The sequence below is a fragment of the bacterium genome (assembly GCA_008933615.1).
In the GTDB taxonomy this organism is placed as follows: domain Bacteria; phylum CLD3; class CLD3; order SB21; family SB21; genus SB21.
Genome location: WBUR01000009.1, coordinates 41,204 through 59,465 on the forward strand (window position 1 = coordinate 41,204; position 18,262 = coordinate 59,465).

The 18,262-nt window shown below is 43.9% G+C and carries 17 protein-coding genes; 5 read left to right on the top strand and 12 right to left on the bottom strand.

What is annotated here, in order from left to right; all coding sequences use genetic code 11:
- Positions 1-47: 47 nt before the first annotated feature.
- The 3 genes from F9K33_04855 to F9K33_04865 all read right to left on the bottom strand — a co-directional run bounded on the left by F9K33_04855 (position 48) and on the right by F9K33_04865 (position 4,254).
- The gene (locus F9K33_04855; GenBank protein ID KAB2880509.1) at positions 48-1,616 is read right to left on the bottom strand and encodes a bifunctional response regulator/alkaline phosphatase family protein; all 1,569 of its coding nucleotides are present in this window, start codon (positions 1,614-1,616) and stop codon (positions 48-50) included.
- An 80-nt stretch (positions 1,617-1,696) separates the two neighbouring features.
- Positions 1,697-3,709 carry an ATP-dependent helicase gene (locus F9K33_04860; GenBank protein KAB2880510.1) on the bottom strand — a complete coding sequence of 671 codons (2,013 nt, stop codon included), beginning with the start codon at positions 3,707-3,709 and terminating at the stop codon, positions 1,697-1,699.
- A 152-nt stretch (positions 3,710-3,861) separates the two neighbouring features.
- Positions 3,862-4,254: a hypothetical protein gene (locus F9K33_04865; protein ID KAB2880511.1), complete on the bottom strand. Its 393-nt coding sequence runs from the start codon at positions 4,252-4,254 to the stop codon at positions 3,862-3,864.
- Between the two features lie 68 nt (positions 4,255-4,322).
- Here F9K33_04865 and F9K33_04870 point away from each other — a divergent pair, with 68 nt between their 5' ends.
- From F9K33_04870 to F9K33_04890, 5 genes are all read left to right on the top strand, one after another.
- Positions 4,323-4,934, top strand: coding sequence for a hypothetical protein (locus tag F9K33_04870; protein ID KAB2880512.1), 612 nt, complete (start codon positions 4,323-4,325; stop codon positions 4,932-4,934).
- Between the two features lie 33 nt (positions 4,935-4,967).
- Complete coding sequence (locus F9K33_04875; protein ID KAB2880513.1) at positions 4,968-5,771, top strand: hypothetical protein; 804 nt, start codon at positions 4,968-4,970, stop codon at positions 5,769-5,771.
- 25 nt (positions 5,772-5,796) lie between these two features.
- Entirely contained in the window at positions 5,797-6,513 is a 717-nt protein-coding gene (locus tag F9K33_04880; protein KAB2880514.1) for a hypothetical protein, read from the top strand.
- Positions 6,514-6,596: 83 nt separating this feature from the next.
- A complete protein-coding gene (locus tag F9K33_04885; protein KAB2880515.1) occupies positions 6,597-7,109 on the top strand; it encodes a ferritin in 513 nt (170 codons plus the stop codon).
- A 70-nt stretch (positions 7,110-7,179) separates the two neighbouring features.
- Positions 7,180-9,186, top strand: a complete 2,007-nt coding sequence (locus F9K33_04890) for a glycoside hydrolase family 15 protein (protein KAB2880516.1) — start codon at positions 7,180-7,182, stop codon at positions 9,184-9,186.
- Positions 9,187-9,242: 56 nt separating this feature from the next.
- On the opposite strand, the gene F9K33_04895 is transcribed toward F9K33_04890, so the two are convergent.
- From F9K33_04895 to F9K33_04935, 9 genes are all read right to left on the bottom strand, one after another.
- A complete protein-coding gene (locus F9K33_04895; protein ID KAB2880517.1) occupies positions 9,243-10,337 on the bottom strand; it encodes a cyclic nucleotide-binding domain-containing protein in 1,095 nt (364 codons plus the stop codon).
- A gap of 275 nt (positions 10,338-10,612) precedes the next feature.
- Complete coding sequence (locus F9K33_04900; protein KAB2880518.1) at positions 10,613-11,629, bottom strand: dipeptide epimerase; 1,017 nt, start codon at positions 11,627-11,629, stop codon at positions 10,613-10,615.
- A gap of 5 nt (positions 11,630-11,634) precedes the next feature.
- A complete protein-coding gene (locus tag F9K33_04905; GenBank protein KAB2880519.1) occupies positions 11,635-12,300 on the bottom strand; it encodes a site-2 protease family protein in 666 nt (221 codons plus the stop codon).
- A 98-nt stretch (positions 12,301-12,398) separates the two neighbouring features.
- Positions 12,399-13,091, bottom strand: a complete 693-nt coding sequence (rsmI, locus tag F9K33_04910; protein ID KAB2880520.1) for a 16S rRNA (cytidine(1402)-2'-O)-methyltransferase — start codon at positions 13,089-13,091, stop codon at positions 12,399-12,401.
- Complete coding sequence (rnpA, locus tag F9K33_04915) at positions 13,088-13,468, bottom strand: ribonuclease P protein component (GenBank protein KAB2880521.1); 381 nt, start codon at positions 13,466-13,468, stop codon at positions 13,088-13,090. The genes rsmI and rnpA overlap by 4 nt, the downstream gene beginning before the upstream one ends.
- 11 nt (positions 13,469-13,479) lie before the next feature.
- Positions 13,480-15,291: an N-acetylmuramoyl-L-alanine amidase gene (locus F9K33_04920; protein ID KAB2880522.1), complete on the bottom strand. Its 1,812-nt coding sequence runs from the start codon at positions 15,289-15,291 to the stop codon at positions 13,480-13,482.
- A 9-nt stretch (positions 15,292-15,300) separates the two neighbouring features.
- Positions 15,301-15,816, bottom strand: a complete 516-nt coding sequence (locus F9K33_04925) for a tetratricopeptide repeat protein (protein KAB2880523.1) — start codon at positions 15,814-15,816, stop codon at positions 15,301-15,303.
- Positions 15,817-15,990: 174 nt separating this feature from the next.
- A complete protein-coding gene (locus tag F9K33_04930) occupies positions 15,991-16,959 on the bottom strand; it encodes a tetratricopeptide repeat protein (GenBank protein KAB2880524.1) in 969 nt (322 codons plus the stop codon).
- 27 nt (positions 16,960-16,986) lie between these two features.
- Complete coding sequence (locus tag F9K33_04935) at positions 16,987-18,237, bottom strand: FtsX-like permease family protein (protein ID KAB2880525.1); 1,251 nt, start codon at positions 18,235-18,237, stop codon at positions 16,987-16,989.
- Between the last annotated feature and the right edge of the window lie 25 nt (positions 18,238-18,262).

The following is an 18,262-nucleotide window of genomic DNA, read 5'->3' on the forward strand; positions in this document are numbered from 1 at the left end:
TCTGCGGTTCTATAGTAGTAAAAAATTGAAATTTTTTTTCTCTCCTACTACTCTTTCTTTCCCTCGAGTTCTATCACCGGCATAATCATTTCTTCCATGGAAATCCCGCCGTGCTGAAACGTATCCTTGTAATAGTTCAAATAATGGTGATAGTTCGTCGGGTAGACAAAGTAGTAATCCTCTTTTGCTATTATGTAATGCGTGTTCACGCCGCGTGAGGGTAATTTATAATCGGCCGGTTCTTTTATGAACAAGGCATGTTTCGCATTCGCTTTGATATTTTTTCCGTACTTATAACGCAAACTTGTGGAGGTCTCTTTATCGCCGATCACTTGCGTTCCGTGCAAACTCCTTATGCTGCCGTGATCCGATGTTATAATTACAGAACAGTCTAGTTTAGAAAGGATTTTCAGTATTTCAAACATTGGAGAATGAACGAACCATGAATTACTAAGCGAGCGGTACGCCGCTTCATTGGGCGCAATCTCCTTGATCACCGTCGAGTCACTGCGGCTGTGCGCGAGTATGTCGAGAAAATTCAGTACAATGGCAGTTAACTGAGTCGACTCCACGTAACTGGCTATATTTCCTTCCAGATTTTTTGTCGCATCAATATTCAACAGTTTAATATACTTTGCATCGGATTCCAGTGGAACCCGGTTGATCTTCAGCTGATAGTCCAGCAATTCCTTTTCAAATCGGTTACGGCTGGAGTCATCCTCTTCGCCTTTGGACCAGATCTCCGGAAATTTCTTTTCTATATCTGCAGGAAACATGCCGCTGAATATCGCATTGCGGGAATACGGCGTAGACGTCGGAAGAATCGAATAGTAATAATGCTTTGTGATATTAAAGTATTCCTGCAGGATGGGTTCAAATCCAAGCCATTGATCCAATCGTAAACAGTCAATAACGAGAAAGACAACGCGGCGTTTGGCGGCAATTTTAGGAAACACGTATTTGCGAATGATGTCCGTAGACAGCAACGGAGAATTTTCATTCCGCTCATGTATCCATTTATGATAATGACGTTCCACAAACTTGCCGAATTCAATATTACACGCATGCTTTTGATCGTACAGTGTCTGGCGTAGTCCAAGATCGGCATACTCGTCCATTTCTCGGTCCCACTCACTCAGCGACAGATTAATCTCATACCAGTCGTTGAACGTCAGTTCGGTCATCAATTGTTGAGAAATTTTATTAAATTCCTGAATGTAATCTCTTGAAATTTTTTGTTCTGTGATCTTACGGGTGTCGAAGATCTGTTTACAGGCGAGTAAAATCTGGCTGGGATTCACTGGCTTTGTCAGATACTGGTCGATTTTACGCCCGATGGCATCATCCATGAGCTTTTCTTCCTCACTTTTGGTGATCATAATCACCGGCAAAGAGGGATACATATCTTTGATTTCCTCAAGCGTAGTCAAACCGTCTTTGCCGTCCATCATTTCGTCGAGAAGCACCAGATCATATTTTCCCTTTTCAATATAGCGGATCGCGTCTTCGCCGTTAGTTACCGGCGTGACATCGTAACCCCTCTGCTGGAGAAAAAGTATATGCGGTTTGAGTAATTCGATCTCGTCGTCCGCCCAAATGATATTTTTTTTCTGCATGCCTTCACCTCGATTTTTGTGTAATGAATCTTGATCCGCCGTATCAAAAACGATACACATCTCCTTTTCTTGCAGAAACGTTACACATCCACAATGTCCGATAATATCTCTGCATTTTCTCTGACCTTATCGTAGTGTTTTCGAACATGCGCCAATTCATCTCCAAAATGTTCAAACTGTTTTTTCATGTCATCATCCGTCGCACTGCGGAGAAAAATATCGATCAACTGCTGTTCAAATGTCTTATCAGTTTCTACATCGCCGAGGATCATATCCAGTTCGCCGATTACGAGTTCAAACATTCTTATTTTATTATTTAATAACTCCAGAATGCGCGCTTCAATAGTTTCCTGCACGGACAAATTAAAAACAAATACTTCCTGTTCCTGCCCCAAACGGTGAACACGTCCAATACGCTGTTCCACACGCATCGGATTCCACGGCAGGTCGTAATTGATGATCTGGCGGCAAAACTGTAAATTGAGTCCCTCCCCGCCGGCCTGCGTACTTATCAGAATTTGTTTTTTGGTTCTGAATTGTTCAATGGCTTCCTTACGCGCCTGCGTCCCAGCCAAACCGCCGTGAAAAAGTTCGACCGAGAATCCTTCACGCTCCAATTCCATTTTCAGTTGTTTCATCGTGTCAATGAACTCTACGAATATGATCGTCTTGTCCGGAAATTTTTTAAGTATCTCGATCGTGGCCTTGCTTTTTCGGCTCATCGGAATGGATTCACATAGCCGAACAAAATACAACAGCTTTTCTTTTGTTTTTTCAGGATAACTTCGCTTCAAAAAATTCTGTAACGTGTGCCGCGTTGCCTGCGGGCTGCTGCAAACTTCGCGCTGAAGCGTGATGAGTGAAAGGATATGAACTTCAAATGACGTTTCTTTACGAAATTCCTCACGGACGTAGTTGGTAACCTCGTTGTAAAGCTCCCTTTCCGTTTCGGAAAGCTCGAGGTAATACACGGCGGCGCGGCGCGGCGGGAGGCTGATACCAACCTTATCGCGCCTGTTACGAATCATCACTTCATTCAAAATATGTTTGAGTTGGTCTTCATTGTTGGGGAGACGCGGATCTTCTTTCATCATGAATTTGCGTTTGAAGGAACGGATCGTCCCGAACAAACCGGGCTTTAGAATCGTGATCAGACTATAGAGTTCCGTCAAATCATTATGAACGGGCGTCGCCGTGAGCAGTAATACGTATTTCTTTTTGATCTTATTGACAAATTTAAAACCGATCGTGCCGCGGTGTTTCAGCCGATGGGCTTCATCTACGATAAGCAAATCAAACTCGCGCGAAAGAACTATGTTCGCCGCTTCATTCCTTTTCGCGAGATCGATTGACGCAATAATTCTGGGTTCGCGCCAATGATCGGGTTTTTCCGGAATGGTAAAATGTTCGCCGAATTTCACCAGCATTTCATCCTGCCATTGGCCAACCAAAGAAGCCGGCGTGAGGATCAAGATGTTCTTGGCTAAATTTCTTTCAATGAGTTCTTTAGCAATCAAACCGGCTTCTATCGTTTTACCCAATCCGACTTCATCGGCCAGCAAAACCTGTCCACGCATACGCCGCAGGGATTCTAATGCCGTATTAATCTGATAATCATAATGAGTGATATTGGCATCGTTGACCGATATAAGCCGGTCAAAACCCGAGATAAGATTTATTTTTTCGGCTTCCAGACGCAGCGTATATTCGTCAATCGTATTGTATTGTTTCTGCGAGAACAGATTTTGAAACGACATGTCTACTTTGATTTCGATCGGCGGCAGTTCGATATTTTCCTTTTTGAAGAAATCCAAATGCATTTCGTTCGTCTCAAAATCATAACCGCAGCGGAAACATTCGTTGACCGAGGCCTGATCGAGCCATCCGCAACGAGGGCAGCGCTTAGATTTGACGGCCTTCCCTTCCGTTTTGAAACGCTTCGTGAATTGTTTCGGCTGTTCGATCTCGATCCACTCAAACCGTTCGCGGCTTTTTGCCGATTTCGCCGCTTGAACAGCCTTTACTTTCACATTACCCGCGTCTTCAGAAGGAATTTCCAGCGAATCAAATATGGTTTTTTCTGTTTTTTCCATTGGTTCTAAAAAAAATTAAAAAACCAGCCGTTCAATACATGAATAAACGCTGGTTTTAAATACGATACCGTTGTAACAAAGTTGTATAGCCGACATCCTCATTATTAATTGAGTAGAAGCTAAAGTAAACGTCTTTCAAAATCAAGAGCTAACTACTCCCGTAACCTCACATACACGTGGGCATACCCGTCATATACATTTTCCCTAAGAAACAGCGTGTCCTGCCCACGCAAACTTATCGTCTGCGTCTTCGTCATTCCGGAAATACGTAAAACCGGCGCCGGCGATTGTGAATAGATCGACTTTTCGTTTTGGATTTGATAATTTTGTTTTAACGTCAGGGAATCGTTGGCGTAATACATGATGACATGGTCTTTCGTCAGCACGATTTTTTTTGATAATTTAATATTTTCCGGAGTCAATGTGTTGCCTAAAAGTCCGCCGCTGGATTGCACCCAGCTCCATGCGCCGTACATTTCTTTTTCATCTAAAACGGGTTCCTGTATACTAAATACCACGATAAAAATAGCCAGAAAACGTATCATAATGTCTAAACTTTATTATTGGTTTTTCACTAAAAAAACGACTACTTTTTATTAAAATGAAGATATTGTTGTCTAAAGTCAATACAGCTTTTCTTAAATATACGATCTTTGAAATCAATGCCATTACTTTGGTTTCCATGGTCGTTTGGACGCTTGCCCAGCACGAATCCGCCGTGGTGGGATGGTACACGCTTCTTCTGCCGTATTTTCAGCACTGGCTAAGCACAGCAACCGCTGTTTTTGTCATCGTGTCGATTATCGACCTCGCTTGGCTGTATTGTTTGTTCTATTTATTCAAGAAATCTTTTCACGGCTTGGTCAAATTATACCGTGTTCGGGTATGGCTGGACCGTATTCAGCATAAACCCTGGTTTCAAAAGATAGAAAAGTATTTTACGGAATCGCCCGGCGAGGAAGAAGTAATGAATGTGCAGCCTCATGATTCCCGCTTCCAACGTTTTATCAAACGATCCGGGCATCTCGGCATCGTGATCATTGCGGCCATTCCAAGCCCGGGCCTTAAAGAAGTCGGCATTATCATGGCGCTGACTCCAAAATATAAACGTTACGGATTTTGGCTTATGTACATAGGAGGTATTGTCAAGACCACCGGCACTTTATTGGTCTACGGCGGGCTTTACAAGGCTTTTCATCAGTTATTTCAACAAACATTTTATTAATAATTAGCACAACAATCCAACCGGAGGGAAAAAATGGCCGCAATAATTATCGGCATTGCTCTGATCGGACTAAGTGTCCTGCTTATCTTTTTACGCAGAAAAAGCCAGGACAAACTCCTGGAGATCAAATCCACACAAACTTCATCGGCAAAAGACCTGACAGAACTTTGGCAGTCGGTAAAAAGTGAACTGGGAAGCGCCGGCGGATTTAAACAGCTTACAGAAGTCAAAGGCATTGTAAAATGTGCAAAGCCTCTTTTGGGTGAGTTGTCCAAACAAGCCTGCGTGTGTTATCAAATGGAAGTTCTGGAACGTTATGAAGAGACATACTATGAAAAAGACGCACAAGGCAATAACCAGCGCCGAACCCGCACCGGTAAGAGTTCCGTTGCTAACAATTCCCAATCCGTTGCTTTTGAAATCGAAGATGCGACCGGGCGCATCACCGTCAATCCAAACGGCGCGGATATCGATCCTGTTCAGGTAGTGAGCAAATATGAACCAAGTATTCAGGGACGAAATTCGATCTCATTTGGTAGCTTTTCTTTTAACGTCGGACGCGGCGATGGCGACCGAAAAATTTTGGGATATGAATTTACTGAAAAGATTATTCCGGTGGATCGCAGAATATATGCGATAGGCGAAGCATCCGATACCTCCGGTGAGCTCATGATCCAAAAGCCGTCTGAAAAAGGCAAGCCGTTTATAATAACATTAAAATCGGAAGAGGAACTCACCAAAGGCACTGAATCAAACATCAAAGCCCTGATGATAGGTGCAATGCTGAGCCTGATCGTGGGATTGGGCGCTGTAATATACGGAATAATCGAAAAATAAATTGTAACCGTGAAAGGAATCTGATATGAAAACAAGTTTATTTTCCTCAATCATGTATTGCGCAATCTTTTACATTTCTTCTTTTCAAACTTCAGTTGCACAAAACTGCGACAGTTTTTATCCGATTAAAAAGGGCAACTCATTTGAAATGCAGGAGTTCGACGGCAATAATAAACTGACGGGAACCAATACGGTCGTTGTAAAGGACCGCCGGGATATGGGCGGCACTGTCGAGGCTACCCTGCAAGGCACGTATATGAATGCGAAAGGTAAGACAGAATCTTCGGTTGAATTCAAAGTCAAATGCGACGGATCTATTTTTTTCATGGATCTGCAGTCCTTTTTTAGCAGCATGGAGAAGCAGAAAGATATGGAACTGAAATTAGAAGGCGGGTTTTCTGAAATGCCTATACGGAATATTAACGTGGGAGATCAGCTTAAAGATGCCGTAATGAAAATGCACATGATGCAGGAAGGAGAAAAGATGGGCACCATGGTCATGACCATTCGCAGAAAAGTAGAAGCCAAACAATCCGTCACGGTTCCGGCAGGAACGTTTGAATGTTACAAAATTGCCGTCGAATCCGAAAGTGCGATGGAAATGATGGGCATGAAAATGCCGGGCGGCAAGAGCCATAGTGTTGACTATTTTTCCCCGGGCATCGGAACGGTTAAAAATGAAGCGTACGATAAAAAAGGGAAATTAATGCACTATTCCGTTTTAAGTAAAATTACAAAATAAAGTTTTTCAACGCTTGTGCCCTTGATAGAACATTGAGCGCACTGCGGATACATTCGTTTATTCACATCACAGGAGCTACCATAATGTTATCCAAGAATCTTCAAAATGCAATTAACGAGCAGATCAATAAAGAATTTTTTTCGGAGTATCTGTATCTTTCCATGTCCGCACATTGTAATACGATCAATATGGACGGGATTGCCAATTATTTTCTCGTACAGTCGCAGGAGGAACATTTTCATGCGATGAAATTTTTTAATTTCGTTAACGACCGTGGAGGAAAAGTCGAACTCAAAGCGCTCGCCGCGCCGAAAGTACATTTCAAATCCCTGATCGAAATTTTCGAGGAAACGCTGGACCATGAAAAACTGGTTACCGCTTCGATCAACAAACTCATGGACATTGCCATTAAAGAAAAAGACCACGCGCTGATCAGTTTCCTGAAGTGGTTTGTGGATGAGCAGGTAGAGGAAGAATCAACCGTCGGGAAAATCCTACATAAACTTAAGCTTATTGACGGAGACGGGCACGGTTTACTTATGATCGATAACGAGTTGGCCGCTAAAGTTTTTACGCCTCCCGCGGATAACGTTTAGTATCAGAAATCTACATAGAACGCGCAGCGAATACTTGAGTTTTACTACATTCATTTAACGGAAGAATAATATGCCGCGAGACATCCCCGTTGGCAATGGAAATCTACTGATCGGATTTGACAAGAATTATTACATTCGAGATCTGTATTTCCCGTTTGTTGGAAAAGAAAACCACGTGCAGGGCAACGAATGCAAGTTCGGCGTGTGGGCGGACGGGCATTTTGCATGGATGAACGATAGTTGGGAGATAGAACTCAATTATCTCGATGACACGATGGTCACGGAGGTCAGGTTGACCAATCGGAAACTGGGATTAGAATTGACCTGCAATGACGCCGTGGATTTTTACGAGAATATTTATCTTCGTAAAATAGCCGTTAAGAACCTCCTGAACAAACCGCGCGACGTACGTGTGTTCTTTCATCACGGATTTAATATATCAGAATCGGACGTCGGCGACACTGCATTATTTGATCCTAAGATCGGCTGTATTCTTCATTATAAAAGCGATCGGTTTTTTCTGATGAATTTTTATAATGACGATCATTTTGGAGTTGATCACTATGCTATAGGGAAAAAGGGCGGCGGAATGGAAGGTACCTGGCGCGATGCCGAAGACGGTATTCTTGAAATGCACGCGATCGCGCAAGGCTCGGTTGATTCCACGATCGGCATGTTTTTGAAACCACTGCCGGCCGGCGGAGCGGATGATTTTTATTACTGGATCATTGCTGGAAAGACTTACGGCGAATGCGCTAATAACAACAGTTTTATCCGGCAATACAATCCCGACCGTGTATTGAAACGAATCAGGGACTATTGGAAATTCTGGATCGAAAAAGAAAAAATACATTTTGACGATCTGCCGTTGTCCATTACCCGTTTATTCAAGCGTAGCCTGATTACGATCCGTTCTCAGGTAGATAATAACGGCGCTATTATCGCGGCCAATGATTCCGACATTACATTTGAAGGGCGTGACACGTACAGTTACATGTGGCCCCGCGACGGCGCGCTGGTGGCCTACGCGCTGGATCTCGCCGGATACGGTTCGGTCACGCGCCGGTTTTTTGAATTTTGCGCGCGCGTGATCAAAGATAACGGTTATTTACTGCATAAATATAATCCGAACGGCACACTGGCGAGTTCATGGCACCCCTGGGTCAAGGACGGCCATACGCAACTGCCCATACAAGAGGATGAAACGGCGCTCGTCGTATGGTCGCTGTGGAATCATTATCAGAAATACCGCGACGTGGAATTCATTCAGCCCCTTTACGGGCCGCTGGTTATTCGTACGGCAGATTTCATGTGCCATTTTCGAAATGAGAAAACGGGACTTCCGCATCCGTCGTATGACCTGTGGGAGGAGCGCCACGGTATTCTCACTTTCACCACTGCCGCCGTTATTGCCGGGCTAAGGGCCGCGAGCAATTTTGCAACTCTTTTTGGTGAAACAGACAAGGCGCAAAAATATTCAGAAACGGCCGATATTATGAAAGCCGGAATGGATCGTTATTTATACAGCGCGGAACACCATCGATTCCTCCGCATGGCCAACCAGAAACCGGACGGAACATTTGAATACGATTTGACTATCGACGCAAGCATGTACGGTATTTTTGCGTTTGGAGCCTACGATCCGATGGATGAGAAAGTGGTTAATACCATGAAGGCGATCAAAGATCGATTGTGGTGCAAGACGGCCGTAGGAGGTATCGCACGATACGAAAATGACTATTACCACCAGGTAAGTCAGGATGTAAACAACGTTCCGGGAAACCCTTGGTTTATCTGTACGATGTGGCTGGCGCAATATCAAATTGCTAAGGCGAAAACCAAAGACGAACTGAAAGAAGCGTTGCCGACATTGGAATGGGTTGCATCCCACGCGCTCAGATCGGGTATACTTGCGGAACAAGTTCACCCCTACTCCAATGCGCCGCTCTCCGTTTCGCCGCTTACCTGGAGTCACGCAACGGTCGTTATGTGCGTCATGGAATATCTGAAGAAACTGGAAACGCTGGAATCCTGCACCACATGCGGCCAGCCGATCTTCCATGTTAACGCAAAATAAAAAGGCTGCCGGATATCCGATCCAGCAGCCTTACATTTTTCTTATTGTAAAAATTTCTACCCGAGCATTTTCTCCACTGTCGCCGCCATGTGATTTACATCCTGAGAGTCGACTATCGCAGAATTAGCCACTGTTTTGAGCTGCTTCACTACATCAGAGTCAATATTGGAATCGGTAATGAATATAAACGGAATGGCATTATTCGTTGAGTTCTCACGAATCTGCTGACAGAATTCATAGCCGGAAATTTCATCGTATTTAAAATCCGAGATGATCACATCGGGTTTTAAGCTTTTCAGCGATGCAATGCCTTCGGTGATACTATCGACCGTCTTCACTGTATGACCGAGACTTGACAGATTTTTCTCGATGACTTTCCGCACGACCATGCTGTGATTGATCACCAAAATAGAGCCTATCTTTTTCGCCGGAGTTATTTCAGCCTGCTTGTCCTTTGAACCTTCAAAAGAAATGATCTTCGGCTTGATGACAAATTGGCCGTCTTCCCAACTCATCATCTGGTCGAGCGCCTCATCGTCATTAAAATTTTTCAATTTAATATTCTGCAAAACGCCTTTATCATACGTGATGACCGCCGTGTCGCTTTCGTGAGTTACTTCCAGCGTTCCGGTGAGAGAATTGGATTCGCAAAAACCGATGACTTCCGTGATATGTTTGTCTTTTAAACTGCCGGAAGGACCTGCCGGTGCGCCTGACTTGATCTGTTTTGCTTTTTCCGAGACGACTGCATTCGTATCGCGAAGACGCTGGCTCATGATTTTGCTCATGGCTATGGAGATCGAGGGATACTTCTCGAGAATTACGTCAAAATCATCTTTTTCCAGAACAAAAGTTTCCGTGTCTTCAGCCGCATTCACAGTAGCGGATCGCGGTTCGCCCGTCAAAAGGGACATTTCCCCGAAATAATTTCCGGCGCCGATATGAGCCAGTATTTCGCCATTGGTGGCCGTCACTGCCACTTTCCCGCTCAGCACGATGTACATCTTGTCGCCCGGATCGCCCGTTTTACAAATCGTACTATTGGACTTGAATTGTTTAAATTTCAGCTTTTCAGTAATGAAGTCAATGCTCTCGCGGCCCAGAGAGCGAAAGAAAGGAACCTGTTTGAGAATCTCGCCAATTTGAATCATTCCATGCCTCCGAAGAGCTCAGTTACAACTTTGAATCGTTAGAATCATCGAGAAACTAATAAAATCAGAACAAGATAGCAAGTTTTTTTAAGAGGAACAAAACGAAGATTATGAACAAAAAAAGGAAAATGAATTTCTTTGTAAAAGGAAAAGAAGCCCTGGTGGAACGCTTGAAGTGAATTCGTTTTTTACGCTGGACTTCGGGATCTTTGTCCGGTTTATAATAAAACGGCGTATAGTTAAACGATTTATTCTTGTTCTGCTTGAATATCATACTATTCCAATATACCGATTCCGTATTTATCATTCAAAATAATTTTCCCGTTTTTGATTTCCATGCCCTTAAAGGATTGGTCTGCCAATAATAGATGTCCGTCCAGGTCTGCAACATCCGCCATCGGCGATATATGCGCAGCGGCGGTCGTGCCAATGGCTGTCTGGATCATACATCCCAGCATGATCTTCAGCTCATGTTTACGCGCAGTTTTGATCATTCTCAGGGCTTCGCGTAATCCTCCGCATTTATCGAGCTTAATGTTAATCCCGTGAAAACACTCCTGCAGCGCTGAAATGTCTTCGTTTGTCTTGACGCTTTCATCTGCAAATAACGGTAACACGGATCTTTGCTTGAGCCAGATCATATCGTCATAGTTTTCTTTCGGCAAAGGTTGTTCAATCAACTCGACTTCTTCTCGCGCTAACCGGTCGATCTTAAGCGCGGCTTCTTCCCTGTTCCATCCTTCATTTACATCCACACGAAGTGTTTTGTCGGTAACTTTTCGAATGGCTCTAATAATCTCAAAATCCTGTTCGCCCACGCCCAGTTTTATTTTGAGAATGGGATAGGATTCTGCTTCGTGAATTTTTTTTTCAATTACGCTTAGTTCGTCAATACCGATTGTAAAAGAGGTTAAGGGGGTTTTTGCTTCATTCAGTCCAAGAAATTTATACAGAGGCATTTGCAGCTTCTTTCCTACCCAGTCGTGAAGTGCGATATCAATTCCTGATCGCGCAGAAGTGTTTTCCGGAAAATACTGTCGGAGCAATTGCATGATATCATCGATCGCAGATGGGTCTTTGAATTGGCTTAGCAGGACAGCCGCTTTGGCAAGACATTCCAACACGCTTTCCGGCGGTTCTCCGTAATATCGCGAAGGCGAAGACTCACCTATTCCGGTGATGCCTTCGTGTTCAATTCGGACTATGATAACGTCTTTAGCTTCGATGCGGGAATCGGAGAGAATGAAAGGATGAAGCAGGCGCAGGGTTTTTAGTTCATAACTCAGCTGCATAAATTTTAATTTAACAGACCGACGATCAAGCTATTTAACAAGCCGAGCAAAAAAGCAAAGATCGGGCTCATTACGCGGCCAATGATGCCCAGCGCCATCATGGCAACTAGAATAAACATACCCATGAATCCTAAGCTTCGGTACTGATCGCCGAGGTGCGGCGGCAGAAGGCTTGCCACAACGTGCGAACCGTCTAAAGGCGGAATAGGAAAAAGATTAAACAACGCAAGGATCAGATTAATCTGAATACTATACTTCATGAATTCCAAAGCAAATTCGGTCATTTGAACGCTGGTCTGCGATGTAGGAGAAATGCTCTGAAAAACAAGCGATATAATAACAATGAGGAGCGCGGAAATAAAAGCAAGAATAAAATTTGACGCCGGCCCTGCCATGGAAACATAAATATCATCGCGGCGGTAATTTTTGAAGTTGTTCGGGTTCACAGGAACAGGTTTCGCCCAGCCGAAGAGGATTCCCGCATTGGTAACCGCAAGCATAACCGGAATGATAATAGTTCCCCACAAATCAATATGCTTGATCGGATTGAGCGTGATACGCCCTTCTCGGTCGGCCGTATCGTCGCCGCACCATTTAGCAACAAGGCCGTGCGCGCATTCATGAATCACAACGGCAAATATTAACACCGGCAAAAAAACTAATTCAATCAAGTCAAATTCCTTTCGTTATTTTTTTTGTAACGCCCTATGTATACTAAAATTCATTTCCAATGTCAAATGAATATTCAAACGTAAGAACCGCTCTAAGCCTATTCAAAATGCTTTTCGAAGTATTTCTTACCGGTAATTAAGATCACGAACTCCCCTCTTGGTTCGTGCTTTTCAAAATGGGTTTTCAATTCAGACGAACTGCCTTGCAAGATTTCTTCGAATTTTTTTGTCAGTTCACGCGCGATGACCACATGCCTTTCACCTAAATGCTCCTGTATCTCCGTCAATGTTTTTAAAACACGGTGCGGCGATTCATACAAGACAATCGTCCGGTCTTCTTCGGCTAATTTTTTCCAAGCAGTTTGGCGTCCTTTTTTATGCGGCAAAAATCCTTCAAAAATAAAGCTGTCCGTTGGAAGTCCTGAGACGGATATCGCTGCCATGGCCGCATTGGCGCCGGGAACAGGCACGACGGCCACTCCCTGGGCGCGCGCTTCACGAACTAATTTAAATGCCGGATCGGAGATCGTCGGCGTTCCCGAATCGGAAACGACCGCAACGGATTTCCCCGATTGGAGCACGGCGACCACTTCGGGTATTTTTCTGATTTCATTGTGTTCAAAAAAACTCGTAAGCTGGTTTTTGATCTGATAATGATCAAGCAACTTACGAGTTTGCCGTGTATCTTCACAGGCAATGAGATCGACTTCCTTTAGGATACGCAGCGCACGCTGCGTCATATCTTCAAGATTGCCTATAGGCGTCGATACGATGTATAAAGTTCCGCTCACTTTATTTTTTTTGCCGTTAAAATAATATCTTCCTGTAGTGACGTAAAATCAGAACGCGGTATCGAATTCTGTGCGATGATCAATGTCTGGAATCCTTTGAAAAATGATTTATTTTTCCGAAAAACTTCCCGTAATAGCCGTTTGTAATAATTCCGAGTGACTGCATTGCCGATCTTTTTTCCGCACATAAAACCGATCTGCATAGGCACCAATTTCGTTTCTTCGATCGGCAGATACAGAAAATAAACAAATTGGCCGGAAATTTTCCTGCCGGATTGGAATAACCGTTCAATTTCATCGCGTCGGTGAATGATTATTTTTTTGGGCAACGTCTCGGACGCCATCTGTAACTCACTTATTACGAAATAATCCGTCAAATTATTATCACCTATTTTATGAACTTCTTAATTCCATCTCTGATACCCTGTGCCGCTTTCTTCTGAAATTTTGTATCAACAATCATTTTCTCCTGATCCGGCAATATCAAAAAGGCGCACTCAACCAACACCGCCGGCATTTCCGCATTACGGCAAACCGCCATATTGCCTTGAAAGACCCCAAAATCATGCAGTTTGGTCCGTTTGACCAGTTTTTTTTGTATAGACTCAGCCAGTTTTTTACTTTGCGGATGATAATAGATCACGGACGGCCCCAGTGATTGACTGAAAGGGTTCACTCCATCCGGCAGTGCGTTATGATGGATACTCACAAAAAGGTCGCACTTGTTTTCATTCGCAATGGCGACCCGGTCATACAGCGACAGGTTTTGAGAAGTATCCGTGTGTGTCATGATAATCGTCGCACCGTCGGACTCCAATTCTTTTTTTAGCGCAAGAGCTGTTTCCACATTGGCTTGGCGTTCTGTCGTTCCGCGAGGGCCGGTTGCTCCGATATCTTTGGAATGTCCCGGATCAATGCAGATTTTCAAACCGCGGAGTTCTTTTGTATTCGGTTTGTGTCTAATCGTCCATATTAAATTTGTTCCGTCATACGCTGTTTCATATCCCCAATGATGCGGTTCTTTCAAATCAACGGTCAAACGGTATACATCATTTTCCGGCTGAGACCATGATATATTTTTGACCTCATCATTTTTATTGTCAAACCGGATCCAATCCGTATCACTGATTCCGCCAAACAACGACAATTGAAGTTGCCGTTCACCGGTCTGTTCAACTCTGAATGGAATTTTTTCCGACATAACTAATTGAACCACACTCTTCTGACCGACTTTTTTTACGCGAATCAGGGCAACCGTTGTTCTCGGAGTCGGCGTTCCCATGGGAAGATAACGCACATTTTTTTCAGGAATCCAGGCAGCATGAGACTCTGATAATCTTAGGCGAATTTGATTTCCCATCTTTCCATTCACGGCGCAGCGTATTCCCTTTTGCAGGAAATAATAATAGGCGCGGCCGGGTTCAACAGTTGCATTGTTAACGTCGCTTACCAATTCAGCCACGCGCGCGTCTCTATCATCCCATGATGAAACTCTTCCAGGCGCATCGGCATAAACCGTGTCGTTGCCATGTTTAACATAGAAACGAATGACGGCATTTTTAAATGAAGCATTAATACGGCAATCGGCGCTGTACACACCAGGAATCCGTAATTGTTTTGAATGTTTCCTATTTCCAAAAACCGATTCATCCAAATCATGCTGCACCACCGACTCCAAAAGTACCTGGTCTTTTTTGATCACGGTTCCATCCGAATTGATCACGGAGTAGCTCACACTTGCCCCGGGTGTAGCACGGCATGTTATTTTAACTCTGTCTCCTGCGTGCAGCCAAATGGAATCTCTGGGAAAAAGATAATTTCGATCCATGAACGTTTTTACTGAGTCCGGCGATTTGAACGAAAGGGGAATCTTTACTTGTCGGTTGAGTGTGTAGGTTGAATCGCCGGCCGTAACTTTACACTCAAGAATAAAATTCGAATCGGCATTGATCTTTTCATGATCAATGCCAATATACCCAATGAAGGCGCCGTCATCTGTTGTGGAAATAAGTTGGCCATTGATAAAGAGCTTTGAATGCTGAAACTGAATTTGTCCAAGGACGAGCATAGAATCGGTTGCCGTAACCAACATGTCTTGGCGCGGATAGACAAGGCGGATAGATCCTTCCTGAGCATGTGTCGGAACCGAAGCCAAAATAAGAAATAAAACAACTGCGATCTTCCAAAAATAAAAATTCAAATAAAGCTCCTAATTGCGCCTCTGCAAAAGGCTTTGAACCCGATGCAGTGACTCTTTTGCCGATTCATATTCAGGATACAATTCCAGCGCTTTTCCGTACTCTTCCTCCGCGGAAAGCCAATCGCCCTGTCTTTCCTTAATTCTACCTAAATTAAAATACGGATAGTGGCGGGCGTCATACCGTTTGGCCTCTTTGGCGCGCTCAAACCAAATAACCGCCTCGTCTAATTGCTCAAGGCTCAAAAGATACGCGCCGATATCGTTATACGGATTTCCAAAATCCGGGTCTAAAGCGATTGCTGTTTCGCATTCTGAAATCGCTGCCCGATAATCGCCTTCAAAACTAAATGCCCAGCCAAGAAAAGTGTGCGCCTCAGAGGTTGGAAAGAGGTCAATGGACTTTTTGTAATGCTCTATCGCTTCACGTATATGGCCGCTCATTTGATATTGATAGCCCTGATGAAAATGATATTCGGCCTCACGCAAAAGCGCACTGTCATTTTTTCTGAATGTTTCCTCAAACATGATATTAATTTCATGAGATATGATTTCAATGGAATGTAGAAACAACCGTACCCATTTTCAAGATTATAAATACCCTGGGCCGATTAGATAGAGAGTTCATTTCAGGAAAGAACAGACAAAAAAAGCGAAGGGTTTCCTTCGCTCTTTGAATATTTAACTTCATTAAATAAAAACCTATTCATCAAGTTTCGACCTCGCCTCATCGGCTTGTGAGCCGGTTGGAACCAGCGCTAAATAACGCTTGTAATTATCCTTCGCTTCCTTTTTCATGTTTTTCTTTTCATAACACTTGGCTAAATTAAACACCGAAGGACCAAACTTGGGATCAACCGAAACCGCTTTCTTATAAGCATCAATCGCATCATCCAATTTGTTATCCGCTACATACCCATCGCCTAGACTGTCATAGGAATTAGCATTGGCCGGATCGTATTCGACCATTTTTTTGAACAGCTCAACCGCTTCCTTTGTTCGTTTTTGCTTGAGATACATATACCCAAGTTGATGATAAGGTGCTGCTTTTAGCGGTTGAGCCGCGATTGCCTTCTTAAAATACACTTCTGCGGATTGCCAATCCTCCTCATGATTATAGATCGACCCATAAGCCATAAAGCCTTGATACGCATCCAATTTCACCAATGCATCCGCCTGTTCTTTCGCTTTTTCAATGCTTCCCCCCATGATACCGGGTGCCATCACATAAAACTGCGTCAACGCCATCCTTGCTTCTGGATAATTGGGATCCAGTTCAACGGCTTTTTCCATTGCTTTCTTGATCTTGGGGGCCAGAAAGGCTTGCTTTAACATGTTGCTTTGCATGGCTTTTGCACCTAATGCGTTGGACAACATCAGGTGATATTTTGCATTGGAATTCTCAGCTTCAATGGCTCTTTCGAGATGATCGATTGCTTTGTCGGCATCACGATCAAACCTCAAATAAATAGACCCGAGATAATAATGTGCTTCGGCTTGATGGTCCGATCCATTTAAAATTTTTTCAAAAATCGATCTTGCTTCGGCATATTTTTTATTATTAAATAATTCCCGGCCTTGTTCAATCTCAGATTGGGCCAATGCAGCTGAATTCAAAGAAAACAAGATCAACAATCCATGAACCGGAATAGCTTTTATACTGTCAGTCATACGCGTTCTATTTTCTGACTTATGTAGTTATTCAAAACGCAGTGATTCGATAGGATCAAGTTTCGATGCCTTCGAGGCCGGCCACATACCAAAAATGATTCCGATGAAACTGCAAAAGATCAATCCGGCTATTGCCCAATCATAGGGGATTGTCACGGGCACATTCACCAGGAAGCTGACAATATTGCCAATCGCAACGCCGACCCCAATGCCAATGAAACCGCCGATCTCGCACAATACCACCGCTTCGATCAGAAATTGTAACATGATGTCTTTTCGTTTCGCGCCGATCGCTTTACGAATTCCGATTTCTTTCGTTCGCTCTGTAACCGAGACTAACATGATATTCATGATACCTATGCCTGCTACTACCAACGCAATTCCTCCCATCGCGATCGCTACCAGTTTGATCACCGCCGTCATTTCTCCAAAAGCACGCACCATGCTGTCATTTGAAAATATGTCAAAGTCATCTTCTTCGAGCGGCTTCACGCCTCGCTTAATACGAAGGACTCCTCTTACTTCTTCGATCAAATCATCCAATTGTACTCCCTGCCGGGCTTTGACGGTGATATTGACAGACCGGTCACGGCCGTCTGAATCTTTCAGGCCAAATTGCTGCACAAACGCCGAGATGGGTATGCACGCGCTGTTGTCTCCCGATCCGGAAGGCGTATCTCCTAATTCTTCATAAACACCGATCACCGTATATTTGTAACCGCCGATTTTCACGATTTGATCAATAGGGTCTTTGAATGGAAATATTTTATTTACTATGCGCGAACCTATAACAATTACTTTCCGGCCAACCTTTACGTCCTCGTCGGAAATGAATCTCCCGACTCCCACCATTTGGTTATTGTTGATCTGAAATTCCGGCGTTCCTCCGGCGAGGGAAACGTTCGGATTTGTTTTCAGGTCTTCATGCGCAAGTTGTGCAGGCTGTTCCCACAATTCAGCGCCGACTAATTCTGCGTCTTTAACCTTTTCACGAATAAGATCCGCCTGCTCGATCGTAAGCGGTTTGCGTCGCTGTATCTTTCGCCAGTTTTGTCCCGGACCGCCGATCGCAGGCCATTTTTGAACTTGGAATGTATTCGAACCTAAGCGGCTGAGGTCACTGTCCAATTTAGCCTGAATAACGGCGATGCCCGTCATGACCGCGATAATTGAAGCTACGCCCGCAACAACACCCACCAGCGTCAAGAATGAACGGAGTTTGTTTGTTATAACGGCGTTAAATGCCATTTTGATATTTTCGCCTAAATCAATTTTCATAATTTTTTATTTTATGATCGTATAT